17 protein-coding genes are annotated in these 19596 nt (G+C 41.8%); 13 read left to right on the top strand and 4 right to left on the bottom strand.

The genetic code is table 11. The features are described from left to right. Positions 1–109: 109 nt before the first annotated feature. From Q7J63_RS19750 to Q7J63_RS19735, 4 genes are all read left to right on the top strand, one after another. Positions 110–643 (top strand): hypothetical protein, encoded by a 534-nt coding sequence (locus Q7J63_RS19750; protein WP_304888696.1) that lies wholly within the window; start codon positions 110–112, stop codon positions 641–643. Then, entirely contained in the window at positions 640–1587 is a 948-nt protein-coding gene (locus Q7J63_RS19745) for a carboxylesterase (protein ID WP_304888695.1), read from the top strand. The genes Q7J63_RS19750 and Q7J63_RS19745 overlap by 4 nt, the downstream gene beginning before the upstream one ends. A gap of 455 nt (positions 1588–2042) precedes the next feature. Continuing rightward, the gene (locus tag Q7J63_RS19740) at positions 2043–2885 is read left to right on the top strand and encodes a sulfurtransferase (RefSeq protein WP_304888694.1); all 843 of its coding nucleotides are present in this window, start codon (positions 2043–2045) and stop codon (positions 2883–2885) included. A gap of 160 nt (positions 2886–3045) precedes the next feature. Continuing rightward, positions 3046–4398, top strand: coding sequence for an FAD-dependent oxidoreductase (locus tag Q7J63_RS19735; protein WP_304888693.1), 1353 nt, complete (start codon positions 3046–3048; stop codon positions 4396–4398). Between the two features lie 140 nt (positions 4399–4538). On the opposite strand, the gene Q7J63_RS19730 is transcribed toward Q7J63_RS19735, so the two are convergent. Beyond that, on the bottom strand, positions 4539–4916 hold the full coding sequence (locus tag Q7J63_RS19730) for a hypothetical protein (RefSeq protein WP_019596953.1): 378 nt from the start codon (positions 4914–4916) through the stop codon (positions 4539–4541). A gap of 334 nt (positions 4917–5250) precedes the next feature. Here Q7J63_RS19730 and Q7J63_RS19725 point away from each other — a divergent pair, with 334 nt between their 5' ends. From Q7J63_RS19725 to Q7J63_RS19695, 7 genes are all read left to right on the top strand, one after another. Continuing rightward, complete coding sequence (locus Q7J63_RS19725) at positions 5251–6123, top strand: sulfite exporter TauE/SafE family protein (RefSeq protein WP_304888692.1); 873 nt, start codon at positions 5251–5253, stop codon at positions 6121–6123. A gap of 68 nt (positions 6124–6191) precedes the next feature. Next, positions 6192–6602: an Rrf2 family transcriptional regulator gene (locus Q7J63_RS19720; RefSeq protein WP_304888691.1), complete on the top strand. Its 411-nt coding sequence runs from the start codon at positions 6192–6194 to the stop codon at positions 6600–6602. A gap of 439 nt (positions 6603–7041) precedes the next feature. Beyond that, positions 7042–7533, top strand: coding sequence for a hypothetical protein (locus Q7J63_RS19715; RefSeq protein ID WP_304888690.1), 492 nt, complete (start codon positions 7042–7044; stop codon positions 7531–7533). 153 nt (positions 7534–7686) lie between these two features. After that, entirely contained in the window at positions 7687–9075 is a 1389-nt protein-coding gene (locus tag Q7J63_RS19710) for an arginine decarboxylase (protein WP_304888689.1), read from the top strand. 208 nt (positions 9076–9283) lie between these two features. Beyond that, positions 9284–11242 (top strand): hypothetical protein, encoded by a 1959-nt coding sequence (locus tag Q7J63_RS19705; RefSeq protein WP_304888688.1) that lies wholly within the window; start codon positions 9284–9286, stop codon positions 11240–11242. Positions 11243–11300: 58 nt separating this feature from the next. Next, the gene (locus Q7J63_RS19700; protein ID WP_304888687.1) at positions 11301–12080 is read left to right on the top strand and encodes a DUF2490 domain-containing protein; all 780 of its coding nucleotides are present in this window, start codon (positions 11301–11303) and stop codon (positions 12078–12080) included. 19 nt (positions 12081–12099) lie between these two features. Further along, the gene (locus Q7J63_RS19695) at positions 12100–12567 is read left to right on the top strand and encodes a hypothetical protein (RefSeq protein ID WP_304888686.1); all 468 of its coding nucleotides are present in this window, start codon (positions 12100–12102) and stop codon (positions 12565–12567) included. A 20-nt stretch (positions 12568–12587) separates the two neighbouring features. Here the strand turns inward: Q7J63_RS19695 and Q7J63_RS19690 are convergent, their stop codons facing one another. Beyond that, a complete protein-coding gene (locus Q7J63_RS19690; RefSeq protein WP_304888685.1) occupies positions 12588–13682 on the bottom strand; it encodes an alanine racemase in 1095 nt (364 codons plus the stop codon). Between the two features lie 96 nt (positions 13683–13778). Continuing rightward, positions 13779–13976, bottom strand: a complete 198-nt coding sequence (locus Q7J63_RS19685) for a hypothetical protein (RefSeq protein ID WP_304888683.1) — start codon at positions 13974–13976, stop codon at positions 13779–13781. 267 nt (positions 13977–14243) lie between these two features. Here Q7J63_RS19685 and Q7J63_RS19680 point away from each other — a divergent pair, with 267 nt between their 5' ends. Further along, on the top strand, positions 14244–17669 hold the full coding sequence (locus Q7J63_RS19680) for a HEAT repeat domain-containing protein (RefSeq protein WP_304888682.1): 3426 nt from the start codon (positions 14244–14246) through the stop codon (positions 17667–17669). Between the two features lie 238 nt (positions 17670–17907). Next, on the top strand, positions 17908–18030 hold the full coding sequence (locus Q7J63_RS19675) for a hypothetical protein (protein WP_304888680.1): 123 nt from the start codon (positions 17908–17910) through the stop codon (positions 18028–18030). Between the two features lie 85 nt (positions 18031–18115). On the opposite strand, the gene Q7J63_RS19670 is transcribed toward Q7J63_RS19675, so the two are convergent. Further along, positions 18116–19591 (bottom strand): hypothetical protein, encoded by a 1476-nt coding sequence (locus tag Q7J63_RS19670; protein WP_304888678.1) that lies wholly within the window; start codon positions 19589–19591, stop codon positions 18116–18118. Between the last annotated feature and the right edge of the window lie 5 nt (positions 19592–19596).

The following is a 19596-nucleotide window of genomic DNA, read 5'->3' as shown; positions in this document are numbered from 1 at the left end:
ACCAGCTTTAGATGAAGATTGAATTTGGCCTGATGGAAACTATGTTAATTTGATTAGCTTTAAAATCTATTTTAAGTATTAATCACCACAAATCAATCATGAACGCCTTATGAAGAAGTACTTTTTGTTTTATCTGCTTTTCTGCGCCGGCTTTGCAGAGGCCCAGCAACTCAACGTAGGCATCCGCTTGCAGAAAACCCACCAGATGTATTGGGAAAACGGGGTTTCCGCCCAGTATTCCTTTGCGAATTTCAAACCGGATCGACTTTTTGTGGGTTTTGATTTCGTGACTTCCCGGCTGGGAACTGCTTTCAATTCCAATGCACTCAAACAGGACAGTTATATATTTTCAGGAAGCTGGCATTTTTTCAAAAAGCGCCAAGTGCATCTTGTTGGTAGATTGAATGCGGGTTATTTGAATACCGACTTGGAAGAAGATGTTTTTGCTGAACTCCCATCCTCCGCTGTCCTCATGGCGCCTGAATTGGGCTTGAATTATTCGCCAAAGAATCTCCCATTTTCTTTCAATACTGGAATTGGGTTTTATGTCAACACGCAGGAGGAAAGCAAAACGCCCGGAACGTTCCAACCGCTTTATTATCACATGACTTTGTACTACAAACTTTTTGAAAACAGAAAATGAAAACTCTCTTGAAAAATATTTTGATCGCTGGCCCTCTATTCTTGACGGCTTCACTCTTTTTTGCTTGCAGCGATGCACCTGAAATCACCGATTCGCTTCTTGATGGGGACGTGCTGTTTGATCCCTCGCTTTATGCCCCTGAGGAGTATCTGGTCTCCGCAAAATTCCCCAATCCGAGTGCCGATGACCTAGACAAACACATTTTGATTGCTTCCCATGGTTACTCTGCTTCCACCTTTGAGTGGCAGGAATTTGTGGATTGGTCAGCCGATGCGGACTATAGGGTTTCCTCTCTCTTGTTGGATGGGCATGGCCGCACTTATGGAGATTTCAAAGCCTCCAAGTGGGAAGATTGGCGTGCCGCCATTATTCGGGAATTTGAGTTGTTGGAAAGACTGGGCTATACCAAAATTAGTTTTGTGGGTTCTTCTACAAGTGGAGCATTGCTTTTGGAGTTGATGGAGACAGGTTATTTTGACAAGCATGTAAAACCCAAAAACATTTTCTTTGTCGATCCAATCGTGGTGCCTACGGCAAAGCTTCAAACTATCGTGGATATCGTCGGGCCCATGTTGGTCTACCTCGAAGCCGATCAGCCGGCTGAGGAAGATAAATACTGGTACCGCTTCAGACCCTACCAAACGATAAATGAGCTCAATGAAGTCATACAAAAAGTCCGAAAAGGTCTTGAAAAAGGAATTGTCGCACCCAGTGGAACATTCATCAAATCATTCCATTCAAAATTTGACCCTACCGCCAGCACGACGAGTACAGTTCTTATCTATAAAGGTCTCCGGCTTTCTGACGGGAATAAAATAGAGGTACAGATCATGGATTCAGAGATTCATGTTTTCACGAGATTGAGCCTGAGGCCGAGCGTCTCACCGCTGGAGCGAAGCAATCAGCAGAATGTCTTTACACAAATGGCAGCGAAATTGAACTAGGGTTGGTTCGGGATTGGGCATCAAAGGATTGCTTATAAAATCATCAGTATTGTTGGGTTTAATTTCCTTTGCTTGTTTTTTCCATTCAACCCGTTTTATGCATTTCCAATCCCATTCCATCCTAAAAATGATTCATCATCAGTCGGTTGTCTACTGTTTATGACTTCACCGTTTTGGTACAATGCCTTATTCTCCACAGGGTTTGATTTTCTTGCAGTTTCAACACCTATTGGAGAACCTATTGCATATTTTGGCTTCAAATAAAGCCAAGGCAGAAGCAATCTAAGAAGGCTGAAATGTTTTTGAGCGAAGTGAGAAAGTGATTCATTATTTTAGGGTTTCGAATCTTCAAATCTTTGGGATAATTGCCAACAAAAGTGAATCCATTCGTTTGGAAAAATTCAACAAGTGTATTGAATCTAAAAAAATCATCATAACCACATAACCAATTGCTTATGAAACCCATCCTTGATGTCAATGAATTGCCAAGTTTAGCGCAGCTGGAAAACTTGGTTCTTGTGGATGCCCGTGCAGGGAAAGATGCCAAATCAAATTATGAAGCGAAGCATTTGCAAGGTGCAGTATATGTGGATTTGGATCTTCAGCTGGCCCATATTGACGAGGATTTTTCCAAAGGGGGAAGACATCCCTTGCCGCCCCTCAAACAGTTTTCGGAAACCTTGTCCGCGCTTGGCATTTCAGAAAAAAGCCATGTGGTGATTTATGATGACAAAAATGCATCAAATGCTTCCGCCCGGCTATGGTGGATGTTGGCATCCATCGGTCATAAAAACGTACAGGTGCTTGATGGTGGGTTTCAGGCAGCGGAGAAAGTGGGTTTTCCAATGTCCTCTGGAATGGAAACGGTCAAAAAGACCCCACCTTATCCAGTAGAGAAATGGATGCTTTCCATTGCCAATATGGCTGAAGTAGAAAAGGTTTCCCAAGACAAAGACCACCTTGTGATCGATGTCCGGGACGCAAATCGATACCATGGCGAAACGGAACCGATCGATTTGGTTGCCGGTCATATTCCCGGAGCAAATAATGTCCCTTTTACGGAAAACTTGGATGAGGACGGTTTCTTTCTTTCTCCCGAAACCTTAAAGAAAAAATATGAGGGAATCTTAGCAGGGCGAAAATCAAATGAGGTGATCGTGCATTGTGGTTCAGGCGTCACAGCTTGCCACACCTTGTTGGCTATGGCGCATGCTGGTTTGGAAATACCAAAACTCTATGTTGGCTCCTGGAGCGAATGGTCAAGAAACAATAAACCGATGGTCACCAAAGAAAATTGACAGTCGAACCTTATTTTGGCCTAATTGTGGCTCTTGGTAAAACAAATAAAGCAAAGGAGAAGGTTGTAAAGTGAATTGAACCCAAAAGGAAAACCCTGCAATCCATAACTTTTCAATTGATTGCAAAAAAAATTCCAATTGGGAAAGCGAATAAAAAAAGATGAAAAACGAATTACTGGTTGTAATAGGAGCAAATGCTGCGGGAATGAGTGCCGCTTCCAAATTGAGAAGGCTGGATATCAAAAAGAAGATTCTGGTATTTGAAAAAGGAAAACATCCCTCATTTTCTGCCTGTGGAATACCGTATTTAATCGGTGGAGAAGTAAAATCTGCAAAAAAGCTGATTGCCCGAACACCAGAAGAATTTCTATTGAACCAAAATATTGAGGTGAAAATCCAACACGAGGTGCTCGAAATTGATGTATCCAAAAAAAGAATTTTGATACTGAGCCTCCTTGATAAAACAGAATTCTGGCAAAAATACGATGATCTCTTGATTGCAACAGGAACATCCCCGATTTCACCCAAACTTCCAGGGATTGAAGCCAAGGGCGTATTTGCATTTTCCTCACTGGAATCCGGAAAATCTGCGGACCGATACATCCAAAAGCACCAGCCAAAAACAGCGGTGATCATCGGTGGTGGATATATAGGAATAGAAATGGCAGAAGCCCTTCTCCACCTGGGTATGAAAGTGAGTCTGATTGATATGGCGCCACAGGTGATGGCAACCTTAGATCCAGATATGTCTGAGATTATCGCTGCCTATATGAAAAAGGAGGGTGTTGATCTTTTTCTGGGACAAAAACTGGAGTCCTTGGAAATGGACGTATCCGGAACGGTATCAGTTGTCGTGACTGACAAGAAGCGCATCAAGGCAGACTTGGTCATTTTGGGAATAGGAGTGAAGCCCAACTCGAAGATAGCAGAAGCTGCAGGTCTACAGATCGGTGCCGGCGGCGCCATTCAAGTGAATAAAAAACTGGAAACTTCTGCAGAACATATTTGGGCAGCAGGAGATTGTGCAGAGTCGTACCATTTGGTCAGTGGGAAAGAAATTTTCATTTCACTGGGTACAGTGGCCAACAAACATGGGCAAATCGCTGGGATCAATATCAGCGGAGGGGAAGCCGAATTCCCGGGAGTCGTAGGAACAGCAATTACAAAATTCAAAGATTTGGAAATTTCCCGTACAGGATTGTCAGAAAAAGAGGCAAACCAAGAGGGGATGGATTATGATGTGGCCCTGATTGAAAGTTCGGTTTTTTCATCCTATCTCCCGGACAGTGAAAAAATCACCGTAAAATTGCTGAGCGAAAAAGCCAGCGGAAGACTCCTGGGAGGCCAAATAGTTGGTGGCAAGGGAGCGGGTAAAAGAATAGATGTGATCGCCATTGCCCTTCAGGCCAAAATGACAGCAAGAGATCTGGTTTTCGCGGATTTGGCTTATGTCCCTCCCTTATCGGGTGTTTGGGATCCCGTTCAGATAGCTGCGCGGCAATTGGTCAAATAAATAAGGCCTTCAAATGCGACTAGGAAATGTGGGAGGGGATGATGCTTTGTTTGGTGTTCGAGGTTTGTCATTTGATGGGGAATAAAAAAAGCTGCTCCAAACCAAAAGAGCAGCTTTCCCAACTTTTAAAAAAATAATAATTAGCTGAATTGCTCAGTGATGTATTCCACCAAACTTTCGTCACTCATTTTGTTCGCCGTACTGTCTTGGGTAATGGTGTTTTTGTATTGTGGAGTTTCAGCCAAATGTTTCATGAATTGTTCCTGAACAATTCCAGTTCCTGTCAAATGCAATTCGTCAACATTTTGCATGTGTGCGGTGATGCTTTTGAAAAACTTTTGGATGGAATCTCTTTCAGCATTGTTTGCTGCATTTTCGTTTGAATTTCCACCTTGAATGTCAGCTTTTTCATGACCTATGATTACAAAATCACCTGAATCTGTATCTTCTCTTCCTACGATTGTAGCGTGTTGAGAATCCAACCAAACTCCAAATTGTTTTTTATTTTTTCCTGACATTTTTATATTTTTTTATATGCAACACAATATTCAATAAGCATGCCATGAAATATTTTATACTTATAATGCAGGTAAAAAAGTAGTTGTTTTATTCAAATAATTTTATGCTGATAAGAAAACTGCTTGGGGAAGCCGTTCAGGTCAAATGTTGATTTTGCAAGTCCAGTCCAAATCAAAAAAATTCCAGAACTCTCCAGTAAAAAGCTTTAGATTCTGAAAGTGTCAAACAATGGTTTTTATTCATCCTATTCCCTACAAAAAAGGTAGGGATAATTGGATAATAAGAAATTTGGGTCTAATTTTGAAAAATAAGTCAGAAATCAAGAGCGTAAGCATGGAAAGAATTATTTTGAAATTAAGGGAAGAGCCGTTTTGGTTGATGTTTTTCAGCATCAGTGCAGTGTTGATTGCTTTGATCGCCGTGAAGTCATTTGCGGGTCTTCTTGGGAATTTCGAGATGGATTATGAAATGTTTTTTTGGTTTTTGTTGGTGGGTTTTGTGGCCCAAACCATCGATGGCGCCTTGGGTATGGCTTATGGAGTCAGTTCCAACTCAATTTTGTTGGGGATAGGGATTCCTCCTGCTGTGGCCAGCGCTTGGGTACATTTTGCCCAAGTCTTTACCAGCCTGGCTTCGGGGTTTTCCCATTGGAAACTGGGAAACGTAAAATGGGACCTTGCTAAGAAATTGATGATTCCAGGTGTTTTGGGAGCGGTTATCGGGGCTTATTTCCTTTCCAATATCGATGGAAACACCATTAAACCAATTATTGCCATTTATCTTTTTATCATGGGATTGATCATCTTGGGAAAAGTGATCCGGAAGAAAAAGAAAGTATTCAACCCAAATGCCAAAAGTCTTCCCTACTTGGCCAGTATTGGAGGATTTGCCGATGCCATTGGTGGGGGAGGTTGGGGGCCAATCGTCAACTCCACCCTGATGGGAAAGGGACAGGTTCCCAGATTTGCGATTGGTACGGGGAATTTTGTGGAAATTTTTGTTTCCTTGGCAAGTGCCACCACTTTTTTGTTTTTTATAAAGGACTTGAGCCTGGCTCCGATTTTGGGTCTGATTCTCGGGGGTGTCATTGCTGCACCTTTTGCAGCGATCATTTGTAAAAAACTCAACCCAAAACTTTTGATGATATTTGTGGGCGTATTGATTATTTTTCTGAGCATCCGCACGTTTTATCTCACACTTGATTGACTTTTGGTTCTGAAAACGAATAGAAAGGTTTCTTTTTTTGTGCTTTCGTTATTGTCTATATACCGAACATGCTGTCAAAAAGAGCCAAATACGCCATTAAAACCATTCTTTATCTTCATGAAAACGATCAAGGTTTACCCATTTCTGCGAAAGTGATTTCTGAAAAGGAAAGAATTCCCTATAAATTTCTTGAAAATATTTTCAGACAATTGAAGACCCATCAAATCTTAAGAACAGTAAGGGGAGCGGAAGGAGGATATATTTTGGCCAAAGATCCAAACGAAATCACCATTGCCCAAGTCATGCGGGTCATCGATGGCCCCATTGGATTGATTCTTTGTGTTTCGGAAAGGTTTTACGAATCCTTTCTGGAATGTATCGATGAGGAGACATGCAGAATCCGAAAACTTTTTGGAGAATTCAGAAATGGAATGCTCCCCATTTTGGAAAAATCTGTGGTGGAATTGGCCAGGCTTTAATAAATTACATCCTCATTTTATTTCTTGAGTTCCTCTGATGCACCATGGGGTTGAATTAAGTCTTCAACCCGTATTGTACTTTACCATTTCTATTCCAGTCCTAAATAAATTAATAATCAATGCGTTATACATTTTTTTGACTTTACCATATCGGTGTCAGGAATCAGTCTCCCAATGCTCTGATTTTCTTTCGGTATCAAAATCCTAAGATAGCCTAATGCATATTTCCAACTTACTTAATCAAGTTAGATGCTTTACGTTACTTTTTCGATATCTAAGAATTCGGGTTTAACGATGGATTTTCCTGTGATTGGAAAAAAAATAAATCAAATACCCTATAAAAGTTATAGGGTTATTAGGATAATAAAAAATGATCGCTTACTTTTGAAATGTGGTCATCTAAAAAAGCCAGTTTTATCAAAACCAAAATTTAAAGCCGATGTCAGTATCCAACCGTATTTCTTCCGCAAACGCACCAGCGAACTCAAATTTTGCTTTCCAAAAAGTGAGCAAAACCCAAACAACTGTAGAAAACCCTCTCAGTGTCATGGATTTGATGGTTGCATGCGGAATCGTACAGGTGACAGAGACGGCAAGCTTTGATTTCCCCAACTTTCCAGAAGCAAAGAAAAGCTTTCAGGTAATCTATTTTGAGCTTTCTTCCGATTATGCAACACATACAAGTTTATTTGGAGGCTTGGTCAGTCTTGGCAAGCCAAATGGAGTCATCCTTCAACAAAATCGGGAGCTGGGAAATTTTACACTGAAGTTCTATGCATCGAATTCCGAAACCGTGAAAAGTTACCTTCAAAAAATATTCGGAATCGTGGAGGAGGAAATCAGGTTCAAATCCATCCTCAAAAAAATCATCCAAAACCAACAAAGGTTTGAAAATGAAGAGCAGTTGCTCAAAAAGGAATTGTTTTATTAATTGGATTCAAATATATTTTCCAATTTTCATTCATTCAAGATCATGATATAAAGAGGGGAAGGGCCAAGAGGTTTTTCCCCTCTTTCGTTTGAATTCCCAATATTAAAAGCAAATTTTACAGCCTGTAACATTGTAACCATTCTGATACTTGAAATGAACAAATACATTGACCTCATCGAGCAGACTTTTGATTTCCCCACTAAGGAATTTAATGTAGAAAACAACGAGTTATATTTTAATGGTGTGAATTTGATGGAAATCATTGCCACGTATGGCACGCCATTGAAATTGACCTACTTACCCAAGATTTCAGAAAGCATCCAGAATGCCAAGTCCTATTTTGGGAATGCAATGAAATCGCACGATTACAAGGGATCCTATACCTATTGTTATTGTACAAAATCCTCCCATTTCAGTTTTGTTCTGGATGAGGCCTTGAAAAATGATATTCATATCGAAACCTCCTCGACATTTGACATTCCCCTCGTCAGGAATCTTTTTGAAAAAGGAAAAATCACCAAACAGACCCACATTGTCTGCAATGGTTTTAAAAGGGATCTTTACAAGCAATACATCACAGAATTGCTGAATGATGGATTCGAAAACTGTGTGCCGATTTTGGACAACCTGACGGAAATAGACTACTATTTGGAGCATGTGAAAGTTCCTTTCAAAGTGGGGATTCGGATCGCTGCCGATGAGGAACCCAAATTCGGTTTTTATACGTCAAGATTGGGCGTGAGATACAATGACATCATCAGCCTTTACGAGGAGAAAATCAAGGACAATCCAAATGTGAGCCTGAAGATGCTCCACTTCTTCATCAATTCCGGTATCCGCGATACGGCATATTATTGGTCTGAATTGACCCGTTTTATCCAAAAGTATGTGGATTTGAAAAAAATATCACCCTCTTTGGATACCATGGATATCGGTGGCGGATGGCCGATCAAAACCAATGTCTTCTTCGATTATGATTACCAATATATGGCCGATCAGATCATCAAGAACATCAAATGGATGTGTGCCAAAAACAATACGGTTGAACCGAATATCTTCACGGAATTTGGAAGCTATACAGTAGGGGAGAGCGGTGCTGTTTTGTACTCGGTCCTGAACGAAAAGCTCCAGAACGACAAAGAGCTTTGGTACATGATCGATGGATCCTTCATCACCCAGTTACCAGACAGTTGGGGACTGAACCAGAAATACGTCATGCTTGCGGTGAACAACTGGGACGAGGAATACCACAACATTTCATTGGGTGGATTGACTTGTGACAGCATGGATTATTACAATTCGGAAGCACACCAGTTCAATATCTATCTCCCTAAAATCGAAGAGAAAAAGAAGCAATACATAGGATTTTTCCATACAGGAGCCTATCAGGAGTCTTTGGGCGGTTACGGAGGGATTCAACATTGCCTGATTCCTGCCCCCAAGCATGTGATCATTGACAGGGATGCCGATGGAAATATCTCACATTGGCTATTTGCCCCAGAGCAGACCAGCGGAAGTATGTTGAAGATTTTGGGTTATTGATTTGAGAAGTTTTCTTCTGAATTGTTGGCTTAAATCCTTGCAGGAAATCACTCAAAATCGATATTGATAAAAAGCGAGGAGATTCCAATAGTCCCCATTTGATTTGGTGGGGGGGCAAAAAAATTATATGTTTGCAATAAATTATAGAACATTTCAACTTGATACTTTAACAAGTTGAAATGTTCTGTTGTTTAGGAAAAATCCAAATATGAAAAGATTTACAGTCTCCTTTTTAATCCTTCTCTTTCCCTTTTTACTCCCAGCCCAACAATTATACTCTGGAGCTTATACTTTCAATGGTTTGAAAGGGGAGAGTGTCTTCGAATTTATCCAAGGAAAAAACGAAGAGGTTATCAAAGACGGTAATTTTCAGTTTTTCCGAAAACAAATCGACACGCTTGACAATACGATTTTTTATAGTACCGAGATCATCGGTCAATTCCAAAACAACCTAAAGTCGGGAATTTGGGAATATGAAGATGAGAGACATAATGTTGTCTTGAAAGACATCGAAGATTTTAAGGTGGTTATAGATTTGAACAGTGAGCAATTCAAGTTGAAATCTTCCTATTCCCAGGGAATACCGGATGGTCGCTGGGCTTTTGTCCAAAATGAATTTTCCGAAGGCAAATTAAAACCGAAAGCCCAGGCAGAAGAAATCAGGTTCAAAAAAGGAGATATCGTCGGGAAATTTCAATATAAAGAATTCAACGGCAAGGGAACCCATTTTATTCGAGGAGAAGTGCTTGAGGGAGGCCTGATGAATGGCGAATGGACACTGGTATACGAAGATGGTGGTAGATTCGTATCCGAGATCCGGAAATACGAAAAGGGGTTTCTTTTGGGATTGGTCAAAAGGGATCTTGAGAACGATTCATTGATCGAAGAACTTGTGTTTTTCAAAACTATTGAAAAACTCCAGCTGGTCAACAACAAACAAAACTCAGGTTTCAGAATTGCTGACGAAAAGTTCGGATTGTTTTTTAATGATGGCTTTTTGGAAGATTACAAAGAAGTTATTGAGCAAAATTCTGGCAATGCATTTATCAGTTCCTTTCTTCGCAAGATATTGAAATTCGATGAGGCGTTCGTCAATGCTGAGGGCTTATTGATCGAAACACCGATCCACACCAAGAGGTTTGTCTTTGAGATCAATAGGGATGATCAAAGTGCATTGGTGGGAATTCCTCTAAAATACAATGGCCTTAAAGAGATTGTGACTGAGTATTCAGAAAAAAATGCCTTGGCGCTCAACAGGTTTCAATCTGATTCTTTGGCCAAAGCACATGCGTTTTTTCAGCTGTACAAAGTGAAAATAACACAGCTTGGAGAATTGGTCAAATTGTTTGATTCGAAGGATATCCAATATTTTGATCTTGGATATTTTGAAGAGAGAAGACCTTCCTTTTTGTCTGATAAGGATCTGATCAATTTCACGTTTGGTGACGAGGAAATCCAGAAAACAATCGAGTACACAATAGACGATCAGGAAAAAAGTTTTTTTGCATTGACGGATTCCTATCTCGATCAAATGGTGGCTGAGGTGGAAAGGCAAAAATCCATAGTGGATTTTGCCTTGAGACGGATCGAAAAAAATGAAGGTTTGAGGAATTTGGAAAAGAATATTCAAGTCAAGAAAGAAGCAATGGTTAAGCTATATTCATTTGATGGTGAAGACGGTTTCAGTTCTGAAGAAAAGAGTTTGGTGGAAGCAATACGGGTTAATATTCTGACTACGGCATTCAATCGACTGAATGAAAATTATGCCAAGGAGGATGATTTTGAACTCAAGAACCAGGCTGGCCAGGTGATCTTGGATTTGTTATCGGAAATGGAAATCCAGCACCCAAAACTATTGAAAATCCATGCCGTCAATGCCACATTGGACGACTTGTACATGGAAGAGGTATTCAACCCATTTACCTACACCAGATATGACCAAAGGGTTAAGGAAAGGCTTTTTGAGGCCGGACAAAAGGTTTTTGAATATTATCTGGACCAAATCAAATCTGAGCAGGAATATACCGAGATCAAAACTTGGTTGAATAAAATCGAGAAATTGAACGTCAGAATGCTTGAGTTGTACACAGCCGACACCCGGAGACTGGAAAGAAGGCTCAACCGTAGGGAATCAATCAGTGGATTAAAATCATTATTGGATTTATAATAAAAAATCAATGTTGTTAAAGAATCTTTGTAGAGGGATTAAGGTATTGGTTTTTTTGATGTCAATAACCATAAATCCATCTATCGCTCAAGAAAATACGCTTACGGAAAGGACGAATTTAGCGCCCACAACGGAAAGTTGGAATGGACTTTATTTGAAATTAAGGCTTAGTGATAAGTGGTTTTGGTACCAGGAAAACCATTATAGAAGAAGAAACAGTAGCGACAACCGCGCAGATTTCGTGGGCAGAATGAGTCAGGTTTATAATCGATTTGGTTTGACGTATCTGATTGCAGATAATTTCGAGGTGACTTTTGGCCCTACCTTGGTTTGGAATTATACTCCTGATCCAGAAAATTCTGAATTTGTGAATACCACTTTAGAACCAAGAATATGGCACCAATGGTTGCTCACCCAAAATGTGGGAAGGGTAAAAGTCCTTCACCAATTCCGATTTGAACATAGGTACAAAAGAGATAATTCCATAGGTTCGGATTATTTGTATACCAATAGATACAGGTATAAAATCACTGCTTATATCCCCTTGAATAAGCCAAGAATGGAAAATAAAACCCTCTTCTTGGCCCCATCAAATGAGATATTTTTTGAGACGGGAAATCATATCATAAATATTTTGGAAGAAAACCGAGTCTATACTGCTATCGGATATACCCATAACAATTTTATGTTTTTTGGAGGTCATATGTGGACTTATGGTCCCACTTCCACTCCCGGGACTTTTAGAAATAGACACATCATACGGCTCAATCTAATGTACACCTTGGACTTGCGGAACAAGAGAAGGCCTGTAATCAAAGCCAGAGACCTGAAATTTTAAGAAATAATTGGATATGAGGATGATGAAAGTTGTATTGTTTTTTTTGGTTTTCACAGGTTTTACGAACTTGGCTTCTGCTCAATACAAGGGACAGCAAAGGATTTATTATGCTAATGAATATGCGATAAATACTGGGTTTTTAGGAATGAATTTTACGGGGGAATACTTTGCCTTTGACAATGTCTCCATTGTACCATCCTACAGCATTTTTCTTCCTAAAAAAGGAAAAGCGAGTGGAGTGGATGTCAATATCCGATATTATTTCACAGAAGAAAAACTTCAATTTTACGGTTTGGCCGGATATGGTTACTACACAAGAAAGTTTGAAGCAATTCCCAATGAACGATTGAACTTCAATTCAATCAACATAGGTGCAGGCGGGATCATCAAACTCAGTGACGAGCTTGGGATCAATCCTGAAATCCGTTACCAGACTGACCGAAATGATTTTTTACTGAAGCTAGGGGTTGTCTATTTTATCAATTGACGGTTTTGTCAATCAAAAACTTAGTGGCCTTCAACATGATCAACAATTTGGCCATTTAGGCTGAGGTAAGCGCCCATACAATCCGCCGTCATGCAACTGTGGATGGGCAAAATCCCCAAAAGATCACCAACTTTAACTTTGGCGAGCAATTCATCTGAAGCTTTGATAAGGCCATGTTCCTGGGAAATACTTTTTAGGAATGACCTTTCGCTAGGAATTTCCCATCCATTCTCGTTCAGAAAGACCACTTCCCCAAAGTTCTTTGAACCATCGGGCTCCGTCAATACATCCTTTGCCAAGTGGACACCACCACCGTGAACCAAGATTTCTTTGCGTCCAAGATGGATATCCACTACAGGGACGGCAAGTGCTACAGCAATGTCTTCTCTTTTACAGCTGCCTAAATTTACCTGCATCAGGTCATAAAATACAAAATTACCTGGGCCCATCTCGTCGATGTCTCCAAAATTCTCAATGACCGAGCATCCCGGAGTGTCCCCCGTTCGTGTCACCAATTCGGGATATTCAGACCTGTATTTGTTCTTGAGCATGTTTAACGCGGCTCTCGTCTGGTCATAAAGCTTTTCGATGTCCTTTTCATAATAGGAGTGACCCGCATGGATATAAAATCCCTTGAACTTGAGTTTATCCGTTTTTTTTGCCATCCTCATGATCCCTTCGATCAATTCGAAATCGGTAACCGCAACTCCTGTTCTTCCATATCCCGCATCGATTTCGATGAAAAAGCCCAAAGGATTTTCCAGTTCCATAGCCAGTTTTTCGGTCACGGCCACGTTGATCAGTTGGACCGACAGCGATTGGTCTTTGGCTAAATCATTGATTTTTTTGGTTTCCCTAGGATTGAAAGGGAATGCGATATGGATATTGTCCCAACCTTGGCCACAAAAATATTCTGCCATTTTGATCGATGAAACCGTGATTTCCCGGATACCATATTCCTTTGCCCATTCCCCAATCTGTTGTGATTGGGCTGTCTTAAAATGGGGTACAAGTTTCATCCCGTTCCTTTTGGCTTTATCGGCCATTTTTTTGAGGTTGTTTCTGCAGATCTGCTCGTTGAGCAAAAGGGTGGGGGAGGATATTTGGTCGAGCATAGGTTTTGGGGAAAAAGATTTGAAATTCAATGTTTTTTAATGGCTTTGATACTTAAATGCTTGAAATGATCTGGCGTGTTTCCATTGTGGGGAAGATCATTGGGCCGACAATATAGATTCCAAAAAACAGCTGTCCAAACCAATCCTAAAAAATAGCCTTTCAATTTTTGGGATCACTGCCGCATTGCCTTTGTCCAAAAGCACCTTTCTATCCCTTAAACCCGGATTGTGCAAGAAGTTACCGCACAGGGATTGACACTGCAAGAAAATCAAACCATCTGAAGAATAGGACATCGTACCGATTTGGTGAAGCCAAAAACAGAAATAACAGATTGCTTATTAGCAATTTCACCGGAATAGAATTGGGAACGCATAACATGGATTGAACCCCAACTACCCTTCGTAGAATTCCTTTGGGTTTTGCCTGAATTTTTAAACCCCTCAACCTACAAAGCGAAGTATAATTTAAAATATAACCGATTGTCAAAATTTTATGTGTATAAATGACATTTTCACTATATTTCTGCTTTATATTCAATGATTTAACAAAGCCTAAAACCAATGAAGCCTAAACCTCCATTTCCAAATGTTTTTTTTGCTGCCTGCTGTACTTTCTTTGCTTTTTCGATGCTGGCCACTTCTTGCAAAGAAAAACCCCCTGTGGACCTCAGGGAGAAACGACTTGATCAAGCCACTGTTCAGGCCATGGCTGCCGAAATAGAAGCCCTCGTCAACCCGGAAATTGAAGAAGGATTGACGCTCAAATTGTGGGCAGTCGACTCCCTGATCAATGATCCCATTTCCATCAATGTGGACGAGAATGGGGTTTTATACTATTCAAGGACCAACCGTCAGAAAAACTCCGAGTTCGATATTCGGGGTCATCAAAGTTGGGAAATCAGATCGATAAGTCTTCAGACCGTTGAAGAAAAAAGAGCGTTTTTGAGGGAAGAACTTTCTCCGGAGAGAAGCAGTGAAAACCAATGGTTGGGGGATGTGAATGGTGACGGTTCCCACGATTGGAGAGACATGCTGATCGAGAAAGAACAGATTTACCGCGTCATGGACACTGATGGAGACGGATTGGCGGATTATTCCCAGATCATGGTGGAGGATTTTCACGATGAGGTTACAGATGTTGCTGGAGCGGTGATGAAGCGCGGGGATGACCTGTTTGTAGGCGTCGGTCCCGATATGTGGAGACTGAAGGACAACAACGGTGACGGGATTATGGATGAAAAGACCTCCATTTCCCATGGGTATGGCGTTCATGTCGGCTTTGGTGGACACGGAATGTCTGGTCTTGAAGAGGGACCGGATGGAAGGATCTATTGGGGAATTGGAGATATTGGTTTCAATGGAAAAGGTCCCGATGGGACAGAATGGAAGTATCCAAACCGTGGTGTCATCGCCAGGGCCAACCCGGATGGAAGTGATTTTGAGATTTTTGCCATGGGTGTCAGAAATACCCATGAATTTGTTTTCGATGAATTCAACAACCTGATTTCGGTTGACAACGATGGTGATCATCGAGGAGAGAGTGAGCGTTTGGTTTATTTGGTCAATGGATCCGATACCGGTTGGAGGATCAATTGGCAGTTTGGCAAGTACCGTGATCCAGACAACAATACGTACAAGGTTTGGATGGATGAGGGCTTGAATCTCCCCCGTCATGAAAAACAACCTGCCTATATAACCCCTGCTATTGTCAACTATGTCAATGGACCTACGGGAATGGTTTACAATCCAGGAACAGCCTTGAGTCCAAAATGGAAAAACACCTTTTTTGTAGTGGAATTTGTAGGCAACCCAGCCAGATCTGGCATCCATGCTTTCAAATTGAAGCCAAAAGGAGCCAGCTTTGAATTGGCAGAAACCAAGAAGATTTTGGGAGGAGTATTGCCAACGGGTTTGGATTTTGGTCCGGATGGCTCATTGTATTTGTCAGATTGGATCAATGGTTGGGATACCAAAAATTACGGTAGGGTCTGGAAACTGGATGATGCCGAAGGAGCCAATTCTGCTGAAAGACAGGAAACACAAAAACTTATTGTATTGGATTATAAAAAACTCAAGGAAGCCGACTTGGAGAAATACCTCCAACATGCAGACATGAGGATCCGAAGGAAAGCACAGTTCGAACTGGCTACGCGTGGTGACAAGGGGGCAAAAGTTTTTGAATCGGTAATTGCAAGCAAGGACAACCAAGTGGCTCGGATCAATGCCATTGTCGGGATGAGCCAGTTGTCCAGAATGAAGGACATGAAGTACGCAAAAGCTTTGGTGCCTTTGCTCAAGGATTCCGACCCGGAAATCAGGGCCCAGGCAGCTAAATGGATCGGGGATATTCGATTTAAGGATGCGGGAAATGATCTTTTGCCACTCTTAAAAGACGAAAATAGCCGGGCAAGCTTCTTTGCTGCTGAAGCTTTGGGCAGGATCGCTTTTGAGCCGGCCATAAACCCATTGATAGCGTATCTCGAAAAGAACAATGATGAGGATGCTTTTATCCGTCATGCTGCAAGTTTGGCTTTGGCAAGAATCAACAAACCGGAAGCCATCGCAAAATTGTCTTCGCATCCAAGTGATGCGGTTAGAATGGGAGCTGTTTTGGCTTTGAGAAGGATGGAGGACAAGGGGATTGCCAATTTCCTTTCCGATAAAAACGAATGGATCGTCACCGAAGCCGCAAGGGCCATCAATGATGATTTCTCCATTGAGCCTGCATTACCAGCTTTGGCGGATTTGTTGCTCAGTACTCCTTTTTCCAATGAGGCCTTGATCAGAAGAGCCATCAGTGCCAATCTTAGGGTGGGCACGGAAAGATCCATGCAAAACTTGATCGCTTATATGGCGATGGAAAAAGCACCTGTTGCCATGAGAAAGGAAGCCATAGAAGCCTTGAGTACATGGACAAAACCTTCGGTTTTGGATAGGGTAGATGGTCGGAATAGGGGCACAATCACCAGAGAGCCCTCGATAGTCAGAAAAGCATCATCCATGCCTCTGTTGGAACTTTTCCAAAGCAAAGAAACAGACATCAGGTTAAGCGCTGTCATGGCGACAGGAAAACTGCGCATAACGGAAGCATCGGAGCCTTTATTGGGGGCCTTGAAGCGTGACAGAGATCCTGAGGTAAGAATGACAGCGATAAGGGCGTTGACTGCCATGGAGGCGCCCAATACAGCTGAGGCCATTAAGATTGCCTTGGAGGACAGTGAGAAATCCGTTCGGGTGGTTGGCTTGGATTTGCTTGGGAATCTTAATTTGTCTGATGACTTAAAAGTCAATCTGTTGAATGACGTCATCCAAAAAAGGACGGTGGAAGAGAAGCAAGCGGCATTGACCGCATTGGGAGCTTTGCCTGTGTCCGCGACCAAGGAGACTTTTGGGAAACTTCTGGCAGATATGGAAAAGGGGAAATTGAAGACGGAAGTGTTACTGGAGTTTTCAGAGGCAATCGTCAATACTGGAGATGCTGATTTGAAATCAAAATATACCGAAGCGGAAACCAAACTGTGGAAAGGAGATGCGTTGGCGTCCTACCAAAGCAGCTTGGAAGGGGGAGATGTGATCAAGGGAAGAAGGATATTTTTTCAATCCCAAGTGGGACAATGTATGCGTTGCCATTCTTATGACGATTTTGGGGGGATAGCAGGGCCAAGACTCAATGGCGTTGCCGCTCGACTTGACAGGCAGGATTTATTGGAATCCTTGATCGACCCCAGTAAAAAATTATCACCTGGATTCGGAGTGGTGATGTTGGAGCTGAACAATGGCAAGGCCCTCAATGGTGTTCTTGAAAAAGAAACCAACAGTACTTTCTTGGTCAAGATGGGCAATAGGCCCGATACCTTGATCCAAAAAGCGCATGTGGTTTCCCGGAAAAATGCAGCCTCCAGCATGCCGGACATGAAAGATATGCTTTCCAGAAGGGAAATCAGGGATCTGGTCAGTTTCTTGGCCACTTTGAAAGAGGAAGATTGATGGATTGAAAAGCATTGCATAACAGGAGTACACAAAAAGTCCTTCACGATTTTCGGAAAGAAAATCGTGAAGGACTTTTTGGTTTTAAGGAGGGTAACCCATTTTGGATTTAAACCCGAAATATGCATTAGAGGTCCTGATTGGACAGTAATTAGTAATTACAAGAAAATCAGACTATTTGGAGATTAATTAATAGGCCCAATACAGGGCGGTCAAAAACAGAAGTATCCGACTGATTATGAAACAATTTCAGACCGGAATAGAAAAGGTATGCATCACAGGCGTTTCAGACATGGGCACAAAAAAAGAAGCCATTCCGAAAGGATGGCTTCTTTTCTATTTTATTGGAGGAGGAATTTAAACCCTCTGGTGAGGTTTTAATTCCCGAATGAAGGCATTCCCCATTCCTTTTTATTCACAATGAGGAATCCCAATGCCAACCAAAATCAACCTCCTACAGGAAGATCATTTCCTGGATAGGCATTTGGATTGGATTTAGGGATATTTGCACCCCATTTTGCATTGATGGCATCGATAAAGAGATTGGCAATGAATGCATGCGATCTTGCATTTGGATGCACCCCGTCAACCGAAAAACCACCGTTAGGAGGTATAATGGAAGCAGTCAAGGAAGCACCACCTGCATTGACTTGGCCTTGGAGTACTTGATTGAGGAAATTGTTGACGTCTACCAAAACCAATCGATTGCTGGATGCCTGAACTGCAGCTGCAATCAAAGCATTGAAGGCAGTGATTTTTGACTGCGATTCCTCTTGTTCCATTTGGGTCAGGACGAAACTGTCTTCCACAGGAAAACTTACCCCTCTGACCAATTGTGGATTGCCGCCGACTGCAACGCCCAATGCGGTGGATAAAGTCAGGACGGGCTTATCTGTATTGTTGCTTTGACGGATGGAAGGCAATCCAAAACCAGTCAAGTCAGTAAGATTTTTGTCCGCCATTACAAAGCCATTTTGGCCAGCCTTAAACACAATGGTCCTTCTGGTTTTTTCAGCTTCAGTGATCAATCCCATTCCTGCCAATTGGGCAAGTCCTCCGTTGTATTGAAGATAAGCCTGATTGACAAAAGCAGCAGTTCCCTGATCCAAAGGAAGTGCATTCCAAGGCACCAAATTGAAATAAGGCAATACATTTAAGTTTGGAATATTGGCGACAGCGCCTTTGGCTTCAGGGTTTGCTTGCAGCATTGTGCCTAAGGCCAAACTCAATCTTTGTTCAAAATTGATATTTGAAGTGAGTATAGCCGGGTTTGAGGCTCCACCCAAAGCGTAACCCAAGACGTCATTGCTTCCCAACCAGAAAGTAAAGAAAGTTCCTCCATTACCCAAGGCTGCCGCAGCATCACCGATAATAGTAGATTCCCCTGGATTGGAGGCAAATCTTGCATACAAGGGATTGAAAGCTGGGTTTTGAGGAACGTTTGGTCCTCCGGTCTGGGGGATCAGGGAAGTTAACAATGTGGAACCTGAAACGCCAAAATTATTCAATGCCGATTTGTCACCCGTAAAAGCCGTTGGGATTTCACCAAGTCCAATTGGTGCAGGTCCCGTTGCTCCAGTTTGTGGATTGACCGTAAGGATTAATCTTCCCAATGGTGTTTGGCCATCAGGAGCGAGGCCAAAGAATCCATTTACAGAATTGATATTGGGGACGTTGAATGCCCCACCGCCAACGGGGACCATTTGATCCGATAGGATGACCGCAAAGGAATTGTCCTGGCTTCTGGTATAGAGTGCGCCATCCATAAAACCGGCCGTAAGGGAATTCCCTACGCTTATCATTTTGGTAAAATTAGCCTCGCCTGCGGTAGGTTCCTGAATGACCTCTTCAGGGAAATCATAGGTACACGCAGTAAATGAGCCTAATAAAATGAGGTATAAATATTTATTTATATTTTTCATATTCA

It is taken from the genome of Rhodonellum sp., assembly GCF_030656585.1.
In the GTDB taxonomy this organism is placed as follows: domain Bacteria; phylum Bacteroidota; class Bacteroidia; order Cytophagales; family Cyclobacteriaceae; genus Rhodonellum; species Rhodonellum psychrophilum.
Note: the sequence above shows the minus strand (reverse complement) of the source record. Positions and strands in the feature narration are given on the sequence as shown.

Excerpts from the sequence above, each read along its gene's own strand:
- Q7J63_RS19745 (WP_304888695.1), top strand. The coding sequence starts at position 640 with ATGAAAACTCTCTTGAAAAATATTTTGATCGCTGGCCCTCTATTCTTG.
- Q7J63_RS19685 (WP_304888683.1), bottom strand. The coding sequence starts at position 13,976 with ATGTCCTATTCTTCAGATGGTTTGATTTTCTTGCAGTGTCAATCCCTG.
- Q7J63_RS19690 (WP_304888685.1), bottom strand. The coding sequence starts at position 13,682 with ATGCTCGACCAAATATCCTCCCCCACCCTTTTGCTCAACGAGCAGATC.
- Q7J63_RS19705 (WP_304888688.1), top strand. The coding sequence starts at position 9,284 with ATGAAAAGATTTACAGTCTCCTTTTTAATCCTTCTCTTTCCCTTTTTA.
- Q7J63_RS19680 (WP_304888682.1), top strand. The coding sequence starts at position 14,244 with ATGAAGCCTAAACCTCCATTTCCAAATGTTTTTTTTGCTGCCTGCTGT.
- Q7J63_RS19700 (WP_304888687.1), top strand. The coding sequence starts at position 11,301 with ATGTCAATAACCATAAATCCATCTATCGCTCAAGAAAATACGCTTACG.
- Q7J63_RS19675 (WP_304888680.1), top strand. The coding sequence starts at position 17,908 with ATGAAACAATTTCAGACCGGAATAGAAAAGGTATGCATCACAGGCGTT.
- Q7J63_RS19730 (WP_019596953.1), bottom strand. The coding sequence starts at position 4,916 with ATGTCAGGAAAAAATAAAAAACAATTTGGAGTTTGGTTGGATTCTCAA.
- Q7J63_RS19740 (WP_304888694.1), top strand. The coding sequence starts at position 2,043 with ATGAAACCCATCCTTGATGTCAATGAATTGCCAAGTTTAGCGCAGCTG.
- Q7J63_RS19695 (WP_304888686.1), top strand. The coding sequence starts at position 12,100 with ATGATGAAAGTTGTATTGTTTTTTTTGGTTTTCACAGGTTTTACGAAC.
- Q7J63_RS19710 (WP_304888689.1), top strand. The coding sequence starts at position 7,687 with ATGAACAAATACATTGACCTCATCGAGCAGACTTTTGATTTCCCCACT.
- Q7J63_RS19735 (WP_304888693.1), top strand. The coding sequence starts at position 3,046 with ATGAAAAACGAATTACTGGTTGTAATAGGAGCAAATGCTGCGGGAATG.
- Q7J63_RS19725 (WP_304888692.1), top strand. The coding sequence starts at position 5,251 with ATGGAAAGAATTATTTTGAAATTAAGGGAAGAGCCGTTTTGGTTGATG.
- Q7J63_RS19670 (WP_304888678.1), bottom strand. The coding sequence starts at position 19,591 with ATGAAAAATATAAATAAATATTTATACCTCATTTTATTAGGCTCATTT.
- Q7J63_RS19720 (WP_304888691.1), top strand. The coding sequence starts at position 6,192 with ATGCTGTCAAAAAGAGCCAAATACGCCATTAAAACCATTCTTTATCTT.
- Q7J63_RS19750 (WP_304888696.1), top strand. The coding sequence starts at position 110 with ATGAAGAAGTACTTTTTGTTTTATCTGCTTTTCTGCGCCGGCTTTGCA.
- Q7J63_RS19715 (WP_304888690.1), top strand. The coding sequence starts at position 7,042 with ATGTCAGTATCCAACCGTATTTCTTCCGCAAACGCACCAGCGAACTCA.